This is a genomic window from Paenibacillus sp. YYML68, assembly GCF_027923405.1.
Taxonomy (GTDB): Bacteria; Bacillota; Bacilli; order Paenibacillales; family NBRC-103111; genus Paenibacillus_G.
This window is the reverse complement of sequence record NZ_BQYI01000001.1, coordinates 1554945-1574636: the sequence shown is the minus strand read 5'-3', so window position 1 is coordinate 1574636 and position 19692 is coordinate 1554945. Positions and strand designations below refer to the sequence as shown.

General features: G+C 50.8%; 20 protein-coding genes. 7 read left to right on the top strand and 13 right to left on the bottom strand.

Annotated features, from left to right (window positions below; genetic code table 11):
- Position 1 precedes the first annotated feature (1 nt).
- From PAE68_RS06965 to PAE68_RS06950, 4 genes are all read left to right on the top strand, one after another.
- Positions 2-1627, top strand: a complete 1626-nt coding sequence (locus PAE68_RS06965) for a response regulator (RefSeq protein WP_281885416.1) — start codon at positions 2-4, stop codon at positions 1625-1627.
- Entirely contained in the window at positions 1624-2112 is a 489-nt protein-coding gene (locus PAE68_RS06960; protein WP_281885414.1) for a hypothetical protein, read from the top strand. Before PAE68_RS06965 ends, PAE68_RS06960 begins: the two co-directional genes overlap by 4 nt.
- Positions 2113-2153: 41 nt before the next feature.
- Entirely contained in the window at positions 2154-3233 is a 1080-nt protein-coding gene (locus PAE68_RS06955; RefSeq protein ID WP_281885412.1) for a phosphodiester glycosidase family protein, read from the top strand.
- Positions 3234-3866: 633 nt separating this feature from the next.
- Entirely contained in the window at positions 3867-5420 is a 1554-nt protein-coding gene (locus tag PAE68_RS06950) for an alpha/beta hydrolase (protein WP_281885410.1), read from the top strand.
- A gap of 126 nt (positions 5421-5546) precedes the next feature.
- Here the strand turns inward: PAE68_RS06950 and PAE68_RS06945 are convergent, their stop codons facing one another.
- Together PAE68_RS06945 and trmL are read right to left on the bottom strand one after the other, a co-directional pair.
- Entirely contained in the window at positions 5547-5804 is a 258-nt protein-coding gene (locus tag PAE68_RS06945) for an AbrB/MazE/SpoVT family DNA-binding domain-containing protein (RefSeq protein ID WP_281890945.1), read from the bottom strand.
- 121 nt (positions 5805-5925) lie between these two features.
- Positions 5926-6390, bottom strand: coding sequence for a tRNA (uridine(34)/cytosine(34)/5-carboxymethylaminomethyluridine(34)-2'-O)-methyltransferase TrmL (gene trmL / locus PAE68_RS06940; protein ID WP_281885407.1), 465 nt, complete (start codon positions 6388-6390; stop codon positions 5926-5928).
- Positions 6391-6543: 153 nt separating this feature from the next.
- On the opposite strand from trmL, the gene PAE68_RS06935 reads away from it, so the two are divergent.
- Positions 6544-7260 (top strand): response regulator transcription factor, encoded by a 717-nt coding sequence (locus tag PAE68_RS06935; protein ID WP_281885405.1) that lies wholly within the window; start codon positions 6544-6546, stop codon positions 7258-7260.
- A gap of 187 nt (positions 7261-7447) precedes the next feature.
- Here the strand turns inward: PAE68_RS06935 and serC are convergent, their stop codons facing one another.
- Positions 7448-8536 carry a 3-phosphoserine/phosphohydroxythreonine transaminase gene (gene serC / locus PAE68_RS06930; RefSeq protein WP_281885403.1) on the bottom strand — a complete coding sequence of 363 codons (1089 nt, stop codon included), beginning with the start codon at positions 8534-8536 and terminating at the stop codon, positions 7448-7450.
- 588 nt (positions 8537-9124) lie between these two features.
- On the opposite strand from serC, the gene PAE68_RS06925 reads away from it, so the two are divergent.
- Positions 9125-9493, top strand: coding sequence for a helix-turn-helix domain-containing protein (locus PAE68_RS06925; RefSeq protein WP_281885401.1), 369 nt, complete (start codon positions 9125-9127; stop codon positions 9491-9493).
- A gap of 24 nt (positions 9494-9517) precedes the next feature.
- Here PAE68_RS06925 and PAE68_RS06920 read toward each other — a convergent pair whose 3' ends face one another.
- Complete coding sequence (locus PAE68_RS06920) at positions 9518-9775, bottom strand: hypothetical protein (RefSeq protein ID WP_281885398.1); 258 nt, start codon at positions 9773-9775, stop codon at positions 9518-9520.
- A 407-nt stretch (positions 9776-10182) separates the two neighbouring features.
- Between PAE68_RS06920 and PAE68_RS06915 the strand changes: the two genes are divergently transcribed.
- Positions 10183-10950, top strand: a complete 768-nt coding sequence (locus PAE68_RS06915; protein WP_281885396.1) for a metallophosphoesterase — start codon at positions 10183-10185, stop codon at positions 10948-10950.
- 4 nt (positions 10951-10954) lie between these two features.
- Here the strand turns inward: PAE68_RS06915 and PAE68_RS06910 are convergent, their stop codons facing one another.
- The 9 genes from PAE68_RS06910 to PAE68_RS06870 all read right to left on the bottom strand — a co-directional run bounded on the left by PAE68_RS06910 (position 10955) and on the right by PAE68_RS06870 (position 19669).
- Positions 10955-11269, bottom strand: coding sequence for a helix-turn-helix domain-containing protein (locus tag PAE68_RS06910; protein WP_281885394.1), 315 nt, complete (start codon positions 11267-11269; stop codon positions 10955-10957).
- Between the two features lie 57 nt (positions 11270-11326).
- The gene (locus PAE68_RS06905; RefSeq protein WP_281885392.1) at positions 11327-12397 is read right to left on the bottom strand and encodes a hypothetical protein; all 1071 of its coding nucleotides are present in this window, start codon (positions 12395-12397) and stop codon (positions 11327-11329) included.
- The gene (locus PAE68_RS06900) at positions 12394-12924 is read right to left on the bottom strand and encodes a VanZ family protein (protein WP_281885390.1); all 531 of its coding nucleotides are present in this window, start codon (positions 12922-12924) and stop codon (positions 12394-12396) included. Before PAE68_RS06900 ends, PAE68_RS06905 begins: the two co-directional genes overlap by 4 nt.
- A 31-nt stretch (positions 12925-12955) precedes the next feature.
- Positions 12956-14335 (bottom strand): sugar phosphate nucleotidyltransferase, encoded by a 1380-nt coding sequence (locus tag PAE68_RS06895; RefSeq protein ID WP_281885388.1) that lies wholly within the window; start codon positions 14333-14335, stop codon positions 12956-12958.
- On the bottom strand, positions 14301-15197 hold the full coding sequence (locus PAE68_RS06890) for a hypothetical protein (RefSeq protein ID WP_281885386.1): 897 nt from the start codon (positions 15195-15197) through the stop codon (positions 14301-14303). Before PAE68_RS06890 ends, PAE68_RS06895 begins: the two co-directional genes overlap by 35 nt.
- Positions 15198-15465: 268 nt before the next feature.
- Positions 15466-16704: a glycosyltransferase family 4 protein gene (locus PAE68_RS06885; protein ID WP_281890943.1), complete on the bottom strand. Its 1239-nt coding sequence runs from the start codon at positions 16702-16704 to the stop codon at positions 15466-15468.
- Positions 16658-17299 carry a WcaF family extracellular polysaccharide biosynthesis acetyltransferase gene (locus PAE68_RS06880; protein ID WP_281885385.1) on the bottom strand — a complete coding sequence of 214 codons (642 nt, stop codon included), beginning with the start codon at positions 17297-17299 and terminating at the stop codon, positions 16658-16660. The genes PAE68_RS06885 and PAE68_RS06880 overlap by 47 nt, the downstream gene beginning before the upstream one ends.
- Positions 17292-18434 carry a glycosyltransferase gene (locus PAE68_RS06875; protein WP_281885382.1) on the bottom strand — a complete coding sequence of 381 codons (1143 nt, stop codon included), beginning with the start codon at positions 18432-18434 and terminating at the stop codon, positions 17292-17294. Before PAE68_RS06875 ends, PAE68_RS06880 begins: the two co-directional genes overlap by 8 nt.
- Positions 18431-19669: an O-antigen ligase family protein gene (locus tag PAE68_RS06870; RefSeq protein ID WP_281885380.1), complete on the bottom strand. Its 1239-nt coding sequence runs from the start codon at positions 19667-19669 to the stop codon at positions 18431-18433. Before PAE68_RS06870 ends, PAE68_RS06875 begins: the two co-directional genes overlap by 4 nt.
- Positions 19670-19692 lie beyond the last annotated feature (23 nt).

Genomic DNA, 19692 nt, shown 5'->3' with positions numbered 1-19692 from the left:
GATGATAGCATTAATCGTCGATGACGAGAAGCATGTACGCGAGGCGATCAAGCTGCTCGTGCCGTGGAAGGAGCTCGGCATCCATACAGTCATGGAGGCTCAGGACGGCGCCGAGGCCGTCGAGCTGCTCCAGGAACAGACGGCACAGCTCATCTTCACCGATATGATGATGCCACTGATGGACGGCAAGGAGCTCCTCGTCTCGGTTCGTAAAATAGCGCCTGACGCCAAGACAATCGTCATCAGCGGACACGATGACTTCGAGCTTGTGCGGCACACGATGAAGCATGGCGGCGCTGACTATATACTGAAGCCGATCGACGCCCAGCAGCTGAAGGAGACGGTGCAGAAGGCCGTCTTCGAGCTGAAGCAGGAGCAGGAGGAGCGCCTCCTGCAGCAGGCGCGCGAGATGGAGGTGAACCAGCTGCGTCCCGTCTATTGGGACACAATCTGGTCCAATCTCGTCAGCGAGCCGGCCGGCTATGACAAGCACGCGAAGGAAATCGTCGACGAGTACGGCTTCGATCCGTCCATCACGGAATGCCGTCTGGCTGTGCTCAGCCTCGACACGATCAACGGCAAGCTGAAGGACCGATTCTGGTCGCAGTGGGATCTCGTCTACTTCTCGCTGATGAATGTGTGCAACGAGGTGCTGACCGAGCAGCAGCCTGCAAGGCTGGGCATTGCCTTCCGCTACTGGAACAGCGACAACGAGATCGTCCTGCTGCTCGTGCGTGAGCTCGGCCGCTCGGACCAGCTGCTGCAGACGGTGCAGCAGTGTATTAAGAGCACGTTCCAGAGCTCTCTGGACATCGGCGTGAGCGGCACGCTCGCCTATCCGGACGGCCTGAAGAACGCCTACGCCGAAGCGAAGCAAGCGCTGCGCCGTCGCAACCTGCTCGAGAAGCAGAAGCGCATTCACGTCTATCAGCCGGAGGAGCCCGGTACACTGCCGACCTCCCTGTCAATCGACGGCTACGCCGAGATGATCCGTCTTGCGGTTCGCAGCGGCAGCGAGGAGCAGATCAGCAAGGCCGTCAGCGAATGGATGGCTGCTGTCCGCAAGCTCGGCTCTATTGATCTGGAGCAGCTGGAGCTGTGGTGGCACCAGTACAAGGCGTACAAGAGCCGCTGGATCGTCGAATGGTTCGGCGATCAGCAGCAGCTCGTCCAGCCGCGTGAGGAAGCCGAGTTCCAGGTGCCGACGGATAACGAAGGGCGGCTCGCCCTTGATCTGTGGGAGCAGCAGCTGACGCGCAGCTTGTCCGAGCTGTCGAAGCAGATGCTGAAGCTGCAGCAGCAGGACAGCAACGTCATGTTCGAGATCGCGAAGTATATCAGCAACCATTATCACGAGGACATCTCGCTGCAGGAGATCGCGAACCACTTCTACCTCAGCCGGGAATATATATCGCGCAAGTTCAAGCAGGAATTCGGAGAGAACCTGTCGGATTACTTGAGCCGCATCCGGATGGATAAGGCGAAGCTGCTGCTGCTGAATCCGCACCTGCGGATCGCACAGATCGCTTCGATGGTCGGGTACGAGGATGAGAAATATTTCAGCAAGGTGTTCAAGAAGACGACAGGTGTCACCCCGAACGAATACAGGAAGGGGCGGGAAGCATGAATACGGAGCTAGAGACGAATTCGACGCAGCTGCCTGTTCGCGGCAGCAGATCCGGCATAGGAACAGATCCCGATACTGGGGGGCAGCAGGTCAGGACCGGCAAAGCCGGCAAGCCGAAGCAAGTACGGACGTACGTGCTGCTCGTGCTCGTCTGGTCTCTCCTCGTCGGAGGAGGCATCTATGGGGCAAAGCTATACAGCGATCAGCTTCAGCAGCAGCTGAAGGCCGACATCGCGGCCCAGACGGAGCTGCAGCTTGCTGCTATTCAGGAGGACTATCAGAAGCAGATTACGGAGCTGAGAGCTTCGATCCAAGACGATATGAAGCAGCTGCAGTCGAAGATTGACTCCGTGAATGAGCTGCTGGCGTTCACGAAGGACAGCGCCAGCAGCAAGACTGACAACAGCAACCAGCTATATACCCAGCTGGCGGAAGTGACGAAGAAGCTCGAAGAGCTGAAGAAGCAGCTCGATGCGCTGCAATAATCTATAGAACGAAGCGAACTTCATGAGGAGGTGAAGCAAGCATGAATGGCTTCCAGCAGCTGAATCGGCTCATGCTGCTAGCCGCCGCTCCGTTCCTCGGGCTGATCGGCTTCCTGGCCTTCGCCCCGCCGAGCGTGACGATTACACCGCCTGCAACAGGGCCGAAGGCTGAGCTGCAGCTCGCGAGCACGGTACAGCGTGCGCTCGATGGTCTCGACCGTGCGAATCAGGATGCAGTCTCGACTCGTGCCACGATTCAGAAGTACTATGAGCTGTACGCAGCGAGCGCCAATGAAGCGGCACGGCTGTCACAGCTTGCAGCAGATGCCGCTACGCGGCCTTCCGCCATCTTCGACTCACGGTTCATCTCAAGACTCGGCGGCAAGCAGCTGCGCAGCACGTCATCCGACAACATCGATCTGAAGCTATATTCGTTCAGCGAGGCTCGATATGCCGGCCATGCGCTGAAGGTTACCGTGAAGTCGGATAAGGGGATGCGCATGACGCTTGGCAACGACAAGGTCGGCGGCAGCGAGACAACCCAGCAGGCGGCGCGCCGCTACGGGGCGATCGCTGGTGTTAACGCTGGCGGCTTCGCCGACGACAAGCGTACAGGCAAGCGCTATCCGCTCAGCACGACCGTCTATGAGGGCAAGTACGTATACGGCTTCGAGCCTACGTTTAATGATTTGACCTTCATCGGGTTGAGCAAGGACCGCAAGCTGATCGGCGGCATGTTCTCCACCCAGCAGCAGCTTGACAAGCTGAACCCGATGTTCGGCGCGACGTTCGTACCGGTGCTGCTGCAGGGCGGGCAGAAGCAGACGATTCCTACGCAATGGCAGACGTCTCCGGCGAGAGCACCGAGGACCGTCGTCGGCAGCCTGAAGAACGACCAGCTAGTGTTCCTCGTAACGGATGGGTACGACGAGCGCGGACATTCCGGAGCGACGCTGGCCGAGCTTCAGGACAAGCTGCTGGCGCTCGGCGTCAAGGACGCGTATAATCTGGATGGTGGAGGCTCATCGAGTCTCATTTTCGACGGACAGGTGATCAACAAGCCTTCAGATGCCGGCGGACGTCTGAGACCGATGCCGACTCATTTTTTGTTTTTCAAGTAGCAATTGTTCACACATTATCCGTTTTCTTTTCGTTATTGGTTGGTTATAATAATGGCTGGGGGGTGCTCAGGATGTCTGCTACATTTTGGTTAGTGATTGTCGTATTTCTACTTTTCATCGTTGCGATGCTTACTGCAGCTTACAATGAGGATAAGACGAAGGGGCTGTAAGCACGGCTCTTTCGTTATATGAAGCGGACTCGCCATCGCCACGGCCCTACGATGTACGGGCTTCAAGGGGAATGGACGAGACCGCTTTTTTCGTTAATCGTGCATCAGTCTGCGTCTCGAGACTGACTGACTCTTTATGCAGAGGTGCAGAACCGCTAATCTGCTTCCTCCCCTGCTCAATGCTTAACCCCAATTGAAGTAGGATGACCTCGATCTCAACTGTCCTCTCCATGGCGCGCTGTCACCTTCCCTTGGTCAATAATATAATTTTATCCGACAAATAGGATGTTGTACCTAGATTACCATATTTATCGTTACACGAAGGTTACACTACCATCCATTTCTAGTGACACTACCCTATATTTGTATTAAGATAAATTTAGAAATTAAACTATTTGTTCCAATTGTAAGATTATAGACCCAGAGGGATGACATCATGCAGCCGTTCACTTGCAGTTATGGAATGAACTTTACATATAACCTAGCCTCCTCTACTACACCCGCCACGGACAAGCCTGCTCTCGTGCTCATTCACGGCATGGGCCTATCCTCGTCGATCTGGGAGCGTCTACTCCCGTTGCTGCTGCCTCATTACTCCGTCGTAGCCTACGATCTGCCGGGTCACGGACTCAGCGAGGAATCTCCCGATTCTCTTAAGCCTGATCGCTTAATCCAGGACCTGCATGCACTTATCACTCATCTTGAGCTTCGTTCCGTCGTCTTGATCGGACATCAGTTCGGCTCACTCGTCGCCAGAGCGTATGCACAGCATTACCCGAGCTACGTACAGCGTATCGTCTACCTATCACCGTTGTTCTCGTTCCCATTCCTATTGCGTCACGGCTACAATCAGGACCCAGCCGCCATATTCAGTCACCTCGACAAGTGGAAGCTGATGCTCGATCAGTCGATCAGCCTTACTGTACATGGACAGCAGCAGGCGCGTCTGCAGCAGCAAGTCACGCAGGCTCTCAGCCGTGTAAGTGACCTTACGTATCGCCAAGCCTTGAACACGATCGCCGTATGGCTTCAACAGCAGCCTAGTCCGCTGCTCGCCTCGATCGAGACGCTGTTGTTGTCCGGAGAGAAGGATCAGCTGTTCACTCCGGCGCTCGCGGGGCTCGTGCATGTCTATTGGAATACGAGCGGCTTCCTCATCGTACCGGAGGCGGCGAACCTCATGTTCGTCGATGATCCGTCCTGCACGTTCGATTGGCTCCATCGCTTCCTCCAGCAACAGACGTCCGTCTCGCCGACGATCGTGGACTCATTAATCCATGAGCACATGCGAGAGCTGTTAGCCGAGCAATCAATGCTAGAGCAAGCGAAGCCCGCCCTTCGGATCCAGTGTATCGGCGAATTCGATGTCAGCTGGACAGATGGAGCTGCAATGCCTGACGGCTGGCATAGCCGCTATGCCAAGAACATTCTGCTCTACCTCGCCTTCCACCGGAACGTATCCCGGGAGCAGCTATGTACCGACCTGTTTCCGGAGAAGAGCTACCATAGCGCACTGCGTAACCTGCGCGTATACCTGAACCATATTAGCAAGCTGCTGGACCGCGGTCAGCACCAAGAGAAGGCGATCACCATCGACCGTTCTCATGTGCACCTCCACGGCGAGCTCGCATTCGATCTGCTGGAGCTACAGAAGCTGCTTCATACAGCCAGTGAGCTGTCCGAGCCTGTCAGCAAGCTATTCCTGTGCCGGCTACTGCTGGACAAGTTCACCGGTCCGATCTTGTCGGGCTTCTACGATCCCCATGCCTTGTCCATCAAGGACAGGCTGGAGATGCAATGGGAGAAGCTGGCGATCTGGGCGGCCAGACAGCTCTTATCCCAGCGCAAGCCGCACACCGCTATCGAGTTCTTGCTTAACGTGCAGCCGCACAGCGGCGTCAATGAGCTGCAGGTGATCGACCTCTTGATCGAGGCGTACCGGCTGCTCGGCGCAGGGAAGGAGCAGAGCAAGTGGCTGCGTAGACGGCGCAAGCTGGCACGCGATACACCGACCTGATCACGAGAGAGGGCTCCGACGGCGGCATGCCGTGGAGCCCTCTAAGTCCATCTCTTTCGTTCTCGAAGCGAAGAGCATCATTCCATTGAGCTCATAAGCGCAGCACTTCCCCCGCTCATGCTCCTCCTAGGCGTCCTTCTGCCTAAGACCATACATCTCTCTCAAGCACTCGCCGCATATGTGCCGTTCCTTGAAATCGCTCACCTGCTCCATCGATCCGCAGAACACACACCGTGGCCGATATCGCTCCAGAATAATATGATCGCCGCTGACCAATATTTCGACCGGGTCCCCCTCGTTCATTTGGTACCTTTTGCGCAGCGACTTTGGAAGCACGATACGTCCAAGCTGATCCACCTTGCGGACAACACCTGCCGGTTTCATCATCATACACCTCATTTCAATCCTGTTCTTTAGTTGCCACCTTAGATATTTCGACATCAAAGTGTAAATTCCTGCCCCGCCTTACTCCAATTGTATGGCCCTTCAGACCCTAACATGACAGCTAGGATAATCCTGGAAACCTATTCTGCCTCAAGCCTTCATAGAGGATAATAGCGGCCGAATTCGACAGGTTCAAGGAACGAACCGTATCGGTCATCGGCATGCGAATCAATGAATCCGGATGCTCAGCTAAGATCGACGGATCGAGACCTCTCGTCTCCTTGCCGAACACGAGGAAATCTTCGTCCTGGAATTCGATGTCCGTGTATAGCTTCGTCGCCTTCGTCGTCGCAAGGAAAAATCGTGAAGATGCGTACTTCTCCTTGAGCTCGTGCCACGAATCATGGTACTCCAGCTTCACGGAATGCCAATAATCAAGACCCGCCCGCTTCAGCGTTCGGTCGTCGGTGTCGAAGCCGAGTGGCCGTACCAGATGCAGCCAGGTACCTGTCGCTGCGCACGTTCTTGCAATATTCCCCGTATTCGCCGGAATTTCGGGTTCTACCAGCACAATGTGAAACGCCATTACATGTCACTCCAATTTTAACACTCGCTTTACCTATTCTTAATACAAGGTTGACGGTGCATTGAGATAATGAGCATATCTGGTGAGGCTGTAACGAAGCTGTAACGATGTTACTGATTCACATGCAATCGACAGTAAAGGAGAAATTCAATCATGTTGAAGAAGAAAATTCTTGTCGTTGATGATGAACCTTCCATCTCGATGCTCATAGAATTCAACCTGAAGCTAGTAGGCTTCGAGGTGCATTGCGTATACGATGGCGAGGCTGTATTCAGCGCGATTCAGCACTTCCGCCCCGACCTGATCGTACTCGATCTCATGCTGCCGAAGATGGACGGCATTCAAGTGTGCCGTAAGCTCAGAGATCAGAACAACATGGTGCCGATCATTATGCTCACCGCCATGCAGGATCTGTCTGACAAGATCGCCGGACTTGACAACGGAGCCGATGATTACATGACGAAGCCATTCAGTCCACAGGAACTCATCTCCCGCATTCAAGCCATCCTGCGTCGTATTCAGATTCTCCCTTCTACATCCGAGAACGCTCCAGTACAGATTGGTCACATCTCGATCCAGCCGGATCAGCGCGAGGTGAAGATCAAGGGCGAGACGATCGAGCTCACGCCGAAGGAATTCGACCTGCTGCTGTTCTTATGCAAGCACAGAGGCAAGGTGCTCAGCCGTCAGCAGCTGCTGCACGGAGTATGGGACTATCACTTCCTCGGCGATACCCGTATCGTCGACGTGCATATCAGTCACCTGCGCGACAAGATCGAGACGAACGCTCGTACGCCTGAATATATTGTAACGATTCGCAACGTCGGATACAAATTAACAGAGCCTAACGTCAAGGAATCGCTCGCCTAATCGAAATCATCATCGAATCCATAAGCGTCACGCGCCCAACGAGCCGTGGCGCTTATATCGTTGTTAAGGTGCGCCGCGGCTCGTTCCTGTGTAGGCTGAACAGCACAAAGCAGCAGCCTGCTACGAGCCGCGGACGGTCTGTAGCAAGCTACTGCTCTTGGGCTAGCATGCGCACTTGACGCGCCTGTTACTGGTTCCGGCTGCGGAAGTCGTTCATGAAATCCGCCAGCGCCTTGCAGGACTCGTGCGGCACGGCATTATACGTCGATGCGCGCAATCCGCCAACGCTGCGGTGTCCCTTCAGACCGACGAAGCCGTTCTGCTCGGACTCCTTCACGAATGCCTTCTCCAGCTCCTCCGTACCAAGGCGGAACGTAATGTTCATGCGCGAACGGTACGGCGCCTGTACGACACCGCGGTAGAAGCCATCGCTCGAATCGATCGCCTGGTAGATCAGGTCCGTCTTCTCCTTGTTACGCTGCTCCATAGCGGCGAGACCGCCATGATCCTTGATCCAGTGCAGCACCAGGTTCATCATATAGACCGAGTACACTGGAGGCGTATTGTACAGGGAATTGTTCTTCACATGTGTATCGTAGCGGAGCATCGTCGCTACACCCTTAGGCGCATCCTGCAGCAGGTCCTCGCGCATAATGACGAGCGTCACGCCAGATGGACCGAGATTCTTCTGCGCACCCGCATAGATCATGCCGAACTGCGCCACGTTAACAGGGCGGGACAAGATGTCGCTTGACATATCTCCGATCAACGGCACCGAGCCTGTGTCCGGATACGTCTGGAACTGTGTGCCCTCGATCGTCTCATTCGACGTCAGGTGAAGATAAGCAGCATCCTCGCCTAGAGCAAGACCCGACAGGTCTGGCATACGGGTGAACTTGTCCTCTTCTGACGATGCCGCAACGGCTGTAGCGCCGAACAGCTTCGCTTCCTTGATCGCCTTATCAGCCCAGGAGCCGGTATGCACGTAGTGCGCGGTCTTCCCTTCCTTCAGCAGGTTCATCGGGATCATTGCGAACTGGGTGCTCGCGCCTCCCTGCAGGAACATCACCTTGTAGCCGTCCGGAATCGCGAACAGCTCCTTCAGCAGCACCTGCGTCTCCTCGTTCAGCTTCTCGTACTGCGAGCTGCGATGAGAAATTTCCATAATCGACATGCCGATACCTTGGTACTCGACCAGCTCCTCTTGAGCACGCTGCAGTACCTCTAGGGGCAGTGCAGCCGGACCGGCGTTGAAATTATATGCGCGCTTGGACACAGGAATCACACCTTCGTTTCCTCAATTGATATGGTTATGATAGCAAAGGATACCATACGGATTCAAGTGTAGTTTTCATGAAATGTATATATGGCCGCTCGGCAGCGTATATTATGTGCGTTCTAAGTCAGGTTGATGCGACAAGCGTCTGGTGGCGGATTGCTCAGAGGTCGCATCCGAAGCGTATGCAGCAGGCTGAACCGCATCCGAAGCGTTCATCGTCTGCATGGACACTATACCCAATTGTCGCAGAATGCGCTCGACTTCTATTGTAATGGTTCTCTCCATCAAAGTTCTCTCTCTCCATTCGTCTATTTAGACTTTGATCCATCCACTTCCGTGTGTGAGAGCCTTCTATCCATATGTTTAAGTTTATCGGTAAAACCTTTTCGTTTCGATAGTTATTATTATCCATATTTTCGTTTCTAAATAATTTTTTAGATTTAGTTAATTATTCCTATGTAAACCTTTTCCATAGAAAGCTTATCTTCACATACTATGCTACATGTTGTATAATCGTGAAGTGTTCGCTGCAGCGAACAATCGTATTATATTGTATATTATACAGAGAATCAGAGGTGTAACACGTTGAAGCATGTCGGACGCCGAATCACAGCGACAAGACTAAGCCTGGAATGGAGCGAGCAGGAGCTCGCAAGCAGGTGCGGAATGGCATTAGACCTAATCGAGTGGATTGAAGAAGGTACAATAGTCCCTGATGATCAGCAGCTGCGACAGCTGGCCATCGCGCTTGAGGTATCCGAAGACTATATACGTGGCCTCACACTAGCCCCGACCACCATCCTTGACGAAGATGTTCGCTCCTTCGTGCAAAGCCTATTCAACTCAGACTATCAGATCATGCAGCAGTTCAAGCTTACGTTTCAGGGAAGAGCATTATCTGCCGAAGAGACGAAGCAATTCCTGTCGCTCGTTCGATCGGAGCTCGTGAAGTAACCGTAAGCTCTATATTATGAACCTCTACAGCCGGTTCAGCTGTCCGCACTTCGGGCACTCGTAGACAGCGAGAACGGGAAGGTCCATGAGATTGACATTTTTGGTCATCAACCATTGACAAGAGCCGCATAGTATATCCATACCATGGTCATACCCCACATAGAACGGCTCTTCATCATCCGGACTAGCTTTCTTATGGACCTCGTAGTTCATATAATACGGCTTGTCAATTACAGTCATCGCCCGCACGTTATTTCGTACTCTCGAGCTTCTGATCTCCATGGCGCTTCCCCTCTCTTTTTGGATACCAATTGTATCACACCGTCCACACTAAAGCTTGCGACGTGTAAAACCCCATATTTTGACCCAATACTTACCATCTGAATCCCGAAGCAGCTTCACTCCTATTAGGCGCAGCGGTGTCCAAATTTCTGTAAAATAGTGATAGGGCATTGGTCGCACACCTCCAGTACGATACAATTTGTATCAAGTCCCATTATGTGAATTTTAACACGTTCTGAGATAGAATCCAACCCTAGATTTGACTATTTTTTCTTAAATAATAGTTAAGCAGGTCAATAATATAGGTACCAGGAGCGTACTGATAATAGAGAGTGCTTGAGTATCCAATGTCTTGGAGCTAGAATGAAGACTTGAGCATTGCTTGGGGATCAGAGGAGGTTATAGCTATGGAGTGGATTATCGGAGCTGCATTAGGCGCACTGGCAAGCGTCTATGTGCTATTCATCTTGCCTACACAATGGCTGAAGATCGAGCGCGTGCAGCGCCCTCTCGGACTCGGCATCAAGGTGCTGCAGCTGAGCGACCTGCACGTCGAACGGCTGCGCATAACGCCTCGTCAGCTTGCCCGCGTTATCGCGAGTGAGAGGCCGGACTACTTGTTCCTGACCGGCGACTATACGGAGCTCGAGCACCAGCTGCTGCCGCTGGACCGGTACCTTGAGGCAGTGCAGCAGAGCGGCGTGCCCGCCTATGCAGTACTCGGCAACCATGACCATCACCTGCGCAAGCTGACGAACCTGATCAAGCTGCTGCAATCGCGGGGCATCGTCGTGCTGCGCAACGAAGCGGTGCAGCTGCCCGGCTTCCAGCTCATCGGCATTGACGACTTCGGTAGCGGCAAGGCCCGCGTCTTGAAGGCGTTCCACTCCGTCCACGCCGAGCGCCCTCGCGTCGTCATCACTCACGATCCGAATATCGTGCTCCATCTGACTGAGCGCTACGATTACTTGATGGCCGGACACCTGCACGGCAAGCAGATCAACGTCCCGTTCCTGTACCGCATCCGCCCGATGGGCAAGCTGCCAGCGAGCGGAATCTATAAGGGGCTGCATCACAGCCCGCAGGGACATTACTATATATCTAAGGGCCTCGGGCAGACAGGTGTGAATGCCAGGCTGTTCGTGCGGAGCGAGGTGACGGTGCATGAGTTGTGAGGGGTTACCTATACTGACTCAACACCTGCCGCACTTCCTCCACACTCATCCCTGACGCCTGAACCTCCTGAGCAAGCCTCAGCCACTCTTGGTCCAGACTCGCCACTTGTGCTGCCTCGTGGTCCGTATCCTTAATCAGAACCGAGATGTCAATTCCGAGCGCTTTACAGATTTTATTAAGAAAATCAACTGAAGGATTGCTCTGAATATTACGCTCAATCGAGCTTAAGTAAGACTTCGCCACGCCAGCCCGGTACGCCAGCTCCGTGAGCGAGAGTCGCTTCATGTTCCGGTAATACTGTATACGCTTACCTATCATTCGGATCACCTTAACACTTTCATTAGATTTGTAAAATGATACTTGAACTCTCATCACTTACTTCAAGCTGCTCTCCAGCTCTTGGAACGCCTTAGCCTGCATACCAGCCTTCGCCGAATGGTATTGCTTCAGCCAGCTATCTGGGCCCGTGTCGTTCAGCCCTGCTGCCTTCAGCTCTTGCTTCGCCTTGCTGACCATGCCCTTCACCTGCTGCTCACAGCCAGTCTCGGCCGCATCAATGCGCGCCGCATACTTACGCTGCAGCTCCTGGAGCAGCTTACGATCTACCTTGTCATGACCAGCCAGCTCGCGCTTCAGCTCCCCGATCAGGGCAGACGCCTTCCCTTGACAGGAAGCTTGCACCTGCTTCAGCTGCTCTTCATACTTACCTTCGATCGCGGCTATCGCTTCTGTACGTTCAGGCTTAGCTCCTACCACATGCCCAGCTTCCCCAGCCGCCGTACCTGCTTCTACTGATGCTGGAACAGTCCTCTGCTCAGCAGGCTCTCCGCCTGCCATCTCGTGCCGCTCTCGCTCAGCGAGCTCCTGCATAATCCGCTCCCGCTCCGCCTTGTCCGTAACTCCGACCAGCTCGATCGGGTAATTCGGGTCTGCTATGTTCAAGCCCTTGCCGTATTTCCTCGTAATGGCGCGCAGGGCGTCGATTTCTTCATTCGTCATTTTTTCTAATAAAATATCTCGAATGCGCTGCTTCTCCTCGGTTGACAGCTTCGCATCAGACTGACCGATCAGGAAGTAGATGTCCCGAAGCGATAATCCGGATTGCAGTAAGATCGCGGCTGCATCCAGTGCATCCTGCTTATCAATGGGCTTATTCGCGATGGCGCCCGCCTTATCCAAGGTCTGATCCAGAATAAGAGGAAGCGCCTTATCTTCGGTAGGATTGTTCGTCTTCCCGTCCCCTGTACCTGTCCCAGCCTCCGACTGCCCCTGCTCCTGCGTTGTCGATGTCGTACTTGTCTGACGAGCAAGCACATCGGAAATATCCATCGAGCTAAGCTGATGGTACATGTATGCTACATAGCCCGCTCCACCTGCCAATATAGCGAACAGCAGGATAAGCACATACGTTCCAGTGCGTGCCCATCGTCGTTTCTTAACGGTCAAGTCACCTCTCTCCTTCCCCGCTTCCCATACATGAACAACCAAGCTGTCCCTATACCGAGCGCTGCACCACATACATCAACCAGCACATCCGCGACCATCGGCGTTCTCGATACGGTGTAGCGCTGATGCCACTCATCCGACACCGCATACAGCGAGCACAGGACGAGCGCAAGACTGATCGGCACATACGTACTCCGTCCTTGCAGCACGTACGCAAGCAGCCGATACATCATCATGCCCAGTAGCATATATACGAGCAGATGCGCACCCTTGCGGATGACAAATTCTACAAAGCCCGCCGCCCCGTTCTTCTCCACACTGATCGTGCGGCCACCATACTTCACTTCCACTTGCCCGAGATGCTCCTTCATCACAGGCTCAGACAGGTGTTGCTTAATCCAAGGCTTCAAGTCCTGCTTCGTATACGGCTGCGCTGACATCATGAAGATGACGAGCAGCCAGATCAGAAGCGGCGCCCCGTACAGCCAGAGCCTCGCGCCGCTTCGCTTCATTCGTTTTTGTCTCAATTGCCCGCTTCCTTTGCTTGATGGAGTTCCATTACCTCACGGAGCGGCAATGCAGTTCGATCTCTTCCCAGTTCATGAACAGGCGCACGATGTCTCCGTCATTAACCTGTTTGCCCATTTGGACCTCAATCCATTCCAGATCGGTCAGTGCGCGTATGCTGTGGAGGGTGCCTGCCGGAATCTGCAGCATGTCGCCTTCCTTCACCTGCATGAACACGTTGTTCAGTATGAACTCCCCATGCCCGGCTACGATCGTCCAGCATTCACTACGGTTGCGGTGCATATGGTAGCTCAGCGAGTTGCCAGCTGTCACGCGCATCTTACGCGTCAGCAGCTCCTGACCTTCACCCAGCTTGTGGTAATCCATCACCTTGTATTCACCCCAGCGGCGCTCCTCATACATCGGGCGCTGCTCGATATGGTTGATCATATCCTTGAGCCTCGGGCTTGCGGCTTTATCACTGACGAGAATGCCGTCCGGACTGACGGCCACCACTACATTCGGCACGCCGAGCACTGTAACTGGAATATCCAGCTCATTCACGATATGAGAATTAGTCGATTGCTCGCACAGGATGCCGGAGCCCATAATACTTACGCCCATCTCCTCAGTCAGCGTATTCCAGGTACCCAGATCCTTCCAGTAGCCTTCATACGGAGTCGCTACAATGTTGCTCGCCTTCTCGACCACCTCGTAATCGAAGCTAATCTTCGGCAAGCTGTCGAACTGCTTCAGCAGCTCCTCATATTGAATCGGAAGACCCTTGGCCATTAACAGATTGATAATATAGTCCAGCTTGAATGCAAAAACCCCGCCGTTCCAAAGCGCATTCGCCTCAAGCAGCGACTTCGCTTCTTCCTCGCGGGGCTTCTCCTTGAAGTGACTGACACGTACATAAGTGCTGCTCGCGTCAGCTTCCTCGAGCTTCGGTACAATATAGCCGTACTTCTCCGATGGATACGTTGGCTTAATGCCAATAAGTGCAAGATCAGCATCAGACTGCTCGACGATCGTCTCCAGCTCCTTCACGCGCAGGAAGAAATCATCCTCGACGTATGGGTCAACCGGAAGCACCGCGATGACCTCCTGAAGACTGACACCAAGAATCGAGTACAGATACGTCGCTGCAAGCGCGATCGCTGGGAACGTATCCCGACGAGCAGGCTCCACGACGACAGGCACGAGGGAGCCGAGCTGCGATACGATCATTTCCACTTGACCTTTGCCCGTTGTCACACATGCATCCTGAGCGAGGCCAACATGTTCCAGCTGCCGCCATACTCGCTGCACCATCGATTCTTTATCTCCGGTCTCGTTGTCCAGCACCTTCAGGAACTGCTTCGATCTTGCATCGTTAGATAGGGGCCACAGGCGCTTACCCGAGCCGCCGGATAGTAGAATTAGCTTCATCGTGATCATCTCTCCTTAGCTGAAGTGTGGTCATAATTTCATTGATATATCGGACGATCGCTACGATACGGTCCGTACCTTGGGTCGCCTGCGGAGGACCGCAACGCTCACCTATTCGTTCCAGCTCCGAGAAGCTCTTGGTCTTCAATGCCTCCCAAGGTACGGACACGTACGGATACTGACTGGCGAGCGCAAGGAGCGTATTCTCGTCCTCTTGCATACGATGTCTCTCCATAATGAACAGCTGCTTGCCACAGCATACCGCCTCTGAGATCATCCCCCAGCCAGCCTTGGTTACGATCACATCCGCGGCCGCTACATAATGCTGCGTCTCGGTATATTCAGCAGGAATACTTGTTACATTCGACAGGGGCACATTCATATTCGCAGATACGATATAGTGAACATCCTCATCCGCCCACAACCGCCACTCGGATATATGCTGTGCGTCAATCTTCATACCGAGAGCAGTGAATACGATACGCTTATCCGCAGGCAGCAAGCTGCGAATACGATTCACCTCCTGCTGATCCACCTCCCGACTGTAGAAGCCGAACTGCGATTGACCGAGTCGTCCCCAGCGTGGCTCCTTCGCCCCTGGCAGCGCAGCATAATAGTCCATCTGCACATATAGAGCGTATAGGTCAATCAGCTGGTCGTGATCCAGCATGCCTCTGTAGGCCGTATACCACGTGAAGTTCGAGATGCCTATGGATGGAATGCCAAGCTGACCTGCAGCGGCGAACGGAACAGCAGCCATATCGGATAGGACGAGCTGCACCTCCTGCTCCTTGAGAAGCAGCACCTCACGTTGCACTCGGGCTGGCAGTTCATCCGTGAATCGTTCATACGCAGATCGCATGGCTGAAATATCCGGCTCCATTGAATGTAGATACAATTCGTATCCTAACTCACAATAGTCGTTGCGGTATACTATTCGGTCCTTGAAGGGCTGCAGCGAAGCTTGCATGAACGGGATCGGAAACGAGCTGCACACGACGAAGCGGAGCCTCTTGTGCATAAGCATCAACTGCCGAATCAAGGCAATGCTGCGTGAAGCATGACCATATCCATAGTCCGAGATATAGAAGGCTATGTTAGCGTCTACCGATGATTGAGTTCTCATCTCGTTACCCTATATTCGCCAGTAGATGACGGTACTTATTGATGGCCACTTCCTTGCGCAGATGCTGCTCCAAATATTCACGACCCAGAAGCCCTTGAGCGATCAGCTGATGACGATCAAGCTTCACAATGTTACGAATCGTATCAATAAGTGCATTATAATCCTGAGGCTCCACTGTATAGCCGCATTGACTATGCTCGATCAGGTTCGAAGCTTCACTGCCCTTCTCCAGTACACCTAGAATCGGCTTGCCCGCCGCCATGACTCCGTATATTTTACTCGGAACAGACACGCCCTTAATCCCCTTCTGGTTCACAACAAGATGAATGTCAGCCGCATTCAGGGAATAGATGATCTGATCCTTCGGCTGGAACGGGATGAAGTGAACGTTCGGAAGCTGCTTCTGCTCCACGAACTGCTGCATCTTCCCCTTGACTGCACCGTCTCCGATGAAGACGAAGGCCACGTGCGACATATGTCTGAAGTGCTCGGTGATGCTGATCATATTCTCTAGATCGTAGTACAGTCCAAGATTGCCTGAGTACATAATAACGAACTTATTCGTAAGTCCGTATTGCTCGAGGAACGCCTGCACCTTCGGGTGCTCCTTCGGCAGCGGTGTAATCTGCTTCTCGTCCGTCCAGTTGTTAATGACCGTGTTGCTAGGCGCTTGACTATTCTTGAACCTATGGAGCAACGTCTCCCGCATATCCTCACCTACGGTAATCACATGATCGGCCAGCTTGCAGCTGATATTGTCCACCTTACGCGCCAGCTGGAAGAGCCACTTCTTATCGGTGAAGCTGACCGCTTCCGCTTGCTCAGGGTTGAAATCCTGGATGTTGTAGATGTGCTTCGCACCCTTCAGCAGCTTGCCGATCGTGCCAATCAGACCGCCGATGATCGGAGGACTTGAGATCGAGTAGATCATATCGACGTTCTTCAGCTTCAAGAGCGCAATCTGAGCGAAGAAGAAGTAGGACAAGATGTACTTGATGCGACTAAGCTTATTCGTCTTGTTCAGCTGAGGCAGTCGAATGCGAATGATCTCGATACTCTCGAGGTACGCTGTCGTAAATCTCTTACCGTTGTTCGTCTGCTCCATATGGTCAGGCTGCTGGGCGATGACGGTAATGTCGAAGTCATTCTGAAGATGCAGGCACAGTTCCGTCATCAGCTGACCGGTTGAGGCATAGTCAGGATGAAAGAAGTTGATGACGAAGACGATTTTCTTTTTCTTCATGGTCATGGTCATTGAGATCCTCTTCTCTATGAAATCTATTCTTAATAAATTTAGCTGGGTTACCGCCATAAATGCCATTCGGCTTTAAATCCTTGTTCACTACACTCCCGGGAGTAACGATTGAATTTTTCCCCACTGTTACCCCTGGTAGCACTATACATCTTGATGTAATCCATACTCCATCTTGGATAATAATAGGTTTAACGATTACATCCATAGTGACGTAGGGCTCATGTGAGCCTGTTGTGATGAATGATTCCTGAGAAATAACTGAATTATTTCCAATAACAACCTTTCCCTTATTTGAGATCCATACTCCCTCACCAATCCAACAATTATCCCCAATGGTCAGGTTCCATGGAAATCTAATTCTAGTTCTGGCCCTCATAATGACACCAGAGCCTATCTTAGCTCCAAATATTCGGAGAACTCCTATCCTTAGCTTTGAAGATACCTGCAGAGGATTCGTAACTAATATAAATTCAATGATCATCCATAATGCTTCCAGCCACCTCGGCCATGTTCTTGTGAAATCACCATTTCCAGCTTTAGATAAATCGATTACGGATGCTTCATTGTAGGACAGATTATCCAATACTTTTCACCTCGGAATACGTACTTTCTAATTGCTTAGCAATATTCATAATCGTCAGCTTCTCATGCACTAACTTCATTCCATTCAACGAAAGCTCCGAGGCAACTCGTGGTTCATTAAATATCATTTCTACTTTATTCGCTAGATCAGTTGGTGTAGCATCGCTAAGCAACACCGAGTTAGATTCCTCCAATATGTCTCGAATATGAATGCATTCACTAACAATTGTTGGAACCCCCATAGATAGTGCTTCAATTACGGTCATTCCGAATGGCTCGTCTTTAGCTGGCAAAATGTAAATACTAGCGCTTTGATAGGCTTCAATGGCTTGCTGACTATTGAGAGCACCGGTAAACTGAAAGTTCTGAAGCATATCATAATCCGTTACTCTTCGAATTGCTTCATTCAGATCCCCTTCATCAGGACCAACTACCTTGTAATTGTATTGACCGCCACGATCTTTAAGTTCCTTTGCCATTTCTATAAAATTCAATAACCGTTTTCGAGGGTGTAATCTTGCCAAGAAAAGGATCGTTTTATGCTTAAGGTTTTCTATACTCCAAGTCGTCTCTCTAGGTTGCAGTTCTACTCCATTAGGTACGACCATCGTGCGACAATTCGGTGCAATTTCAAGCGCGCAGGCTGCCTCTTTTTCTTGCAGCACAAACACCATATTACATTTTTCAAGAATACTTGTTGTAATTATTTGATCAATTAACTTTCTAGCTCCGGACCTTTTATTCAGCATGCCATGCGGCTGTATAAAGACGGGTACTTTACTCTTCATCGCAATGCGTGTTGCAATAATCGGAATAAGCTCTCGTCCGAAGTGAATATGTATGACATCATATCTTCCGCAATTAGCCTTCAACCAATTAAACATCGACTGAGAATATAGAAGTGAAAATTTCTTTCGGACATAGCTTGATTCAAAATACTTCACTTTAATACCATCAACGTTGGTCTCAGACATGCTCACAACCTGCTTAGGAGTGAAAGCCAGAAGATTAGAAGTCACAATCGTTACATCATGACCTAGCTTAACTAATGCTTTGGCTTGATTGAATGCAACGGATGTCGGACCTCCATAAATTTTGCTTGGAAGGCCAATGGATAGTACCATTAGGATGTTCATGTTAGAATTTTGGACTCCTTCACAATATTATCTATATTTTTAGTTTTTACCGGTACTGTACCTTTTAGAGTTCTCTGATTAGATAAGCTTTGACTGGTATGAACACCAATAGATGACCATAAAAAAATACTCGTTAAACTACCGAGAGTATAGAGGACAGACTCTGTCAGTGCATAATAAAGCATCACAATAAAAAATGACATCATAAATTTACTGCTTCGATCTTTATTCACCTTATAAGATCGATAAAGTATAATAAAAACAGATGCTATAAATAAAAGAAATATACCCAGTCCGAAGATACCAGTTTTCGTAAATACAGCTATATAGTAATTATCAATAGGTAATTCATTTTTGGTTAAACCCATTCCTAGAAATACTGTAGACGCCGAGTTCATTTGATCGATATGATACATCCAGACATCTAATCTATTACTTAATAATTCATTTAGGTCATAATATAAATTCCCTGTTTGGCTTAATTTATTACTCAATACAATAACCCCAATACATGTTAAAACTCCTAAAGTTGTCCTTTTTATTACAACTTGAAACTTACTAGACAACATAAAATAAGCAAGGAGAGTAAGTAGTAAAATAACTGCCAGCCCTGCTGTTCTACTGTCACTCAGATAAATCAAGTACAAATAAAATGGCACCACGGTTAAGTATTTTTTTTTATTAAAAACATAAGCCAAATAGGTGCATACAGTTATTCCTAAAAAAGAAAAGACTCCTAGGAAGTTAGGATGATTAAATAACGCATAATATCTATTCCTTAAGCTTTCTGGATTCAAGTGATATGCAGAGGGATCCGAGAAGCTGATTAAGAAAGATATCCCAAGTGATAAAAAAAGGCACCAAAAAAACAATTTCAGATACTCAAAGTATTCTTCTCTGCTCTTAATATAATTAGGTATAACAACAAAAGAGAATAAAAATAGTAGCACGTATGTTAAAGTAGATGATAAAATGCTTACTATTTCATCAAAATCATTTGAATTTATTGTTCCTAATCCTATAGTTAGAAGCCAGAGATAGAAGGTTGTCAGAACCAGTATATTATTTTTATAAAATAATATACTTCTATATTTTAAAAGGGATACTATGATTACTGATAATGATATTAAAATTACAATTAGAAATTTCAAGCTATACATTTGGGTTGCAAACTCATATTTCATATATGAGATAATGTTACCAATCACCAAGAGAACAAGTAAGAATTTTATCATATGGCCCCCAGACTACACGGATT

What these genes read in the sequence shown, in the direction of transcription:
- PAE68_RS06965 (WP_281885416.1), top strand. Translation starts at nt 2, where the DNA reads ATGATAGCATTAATCGTCGATGACGAGAAGCATGTACGCGAGGCGATC.
- PAE68_RS06960 (WP_281885414.1), top strand. Translation starts at nt 1,624, where the DNA reads ATGAATACGGAGCTAGAGACGAATTCGACGCAGCTGCCTGTTCGCGGC.
- PAE68_RS06955 (WP_281885412.1), top strand. Translation starts at nt 2,154, where the DNA reads ATGAATGGCTTCCAGCAGCTGAATCGGCTCATGCTGCTAGCCGCCGCT.
- PAE68_RS06950 (WP_281885410.1), top strand. Translation starts at nt 3,867, where the DNA reads ATGAACTTTACATATAACCTAGCCTCCTCTACTACACCCGCCACGGAC.
- PAE68_RS06945 (WP_281890945.1), bottom strand. Translation starts at nt 5,804, where the DNA reads ATGAAACCGGCAGGTGTTGTCCGCAAGGTGGATCAGCTTGGACGTATC.
- trmL (WP_281885407.1), bottom strand. Translation starts at nt 6,390, where the DNA reads ATGGCGTTTCACATTGTGCTGGTAGAACCCGAAATTCCGGCGAATACG.
- PAE68_RS06935 (WP_281885405.1), top strand. Translation starts at nt 6,544, where the DNA reads ATGTTGAAGAAGAAAATTCTTGTCGTTGATGATGAACCTTCCATCTCG.
- PAE68_RS06920 (WP_281885398.1), bottom strand. Translation starts at nt 9,775, where the DNA reads ATGGAGATCAGAAGCTCGAGAGTACGAAATAACGTGCGGGCGATGACT.
- PAE68_RS06915 (WP_281885396.1), top strand. Translation starts at nt 10,183, where the DNA reads ATGGAGTGGATTATCGGAGCTGCATTAGGCGCACTGGCAAGCGTCTAT.
- PAE68_RS06910 (WP_281885394.1), bottom strand. Translation starts at nt 11,269, where the DNA reads ATGATAGGTAAGCGTATACAGTATTACCGGAACATGAAGCGACTCTCG.
- PAE68_RS06895 (WP_281885388.1), bottom strand. Translation starts at nt 14,335, where the DNA reads ATGAAGCTAATTCTACTATCCGGCGGCTCGGGTAAGCGCCTGTGGCCC.
- PAE68_RS06890 (WP_281885386.1), bottom strand. Translation starts at nt 15,197, where the DNA reads ATGCGATCTGCGTATGAACGATTCACGGATGAACTGCCAGCCCGAGTG.
- PAE68_RS06885 (WP_281890943.1), bottom strand. Translation starts at nt 16,704, where the DNA reads ATGAAGAAAAAGAAAATCGTCTTCGTCATCAACTTCTTTCATCCTGAC.
- PAE68_RS06875 (WP_281885382.1), bottom strand. Translation starts at nt 18,434, where the DNA reads ATGAACATCCTAATGGTACTATCCATTGGCCTTCCAAGCAAAATTTAT.
- PAE68_RS06870 (WP_281885380.1), bottom strand. Translation starts at nt 19,669, where the DNA reads ATGATAAAATTCTTACTTGTTCTCTTGGTGATTGGTAACATTATCTCA.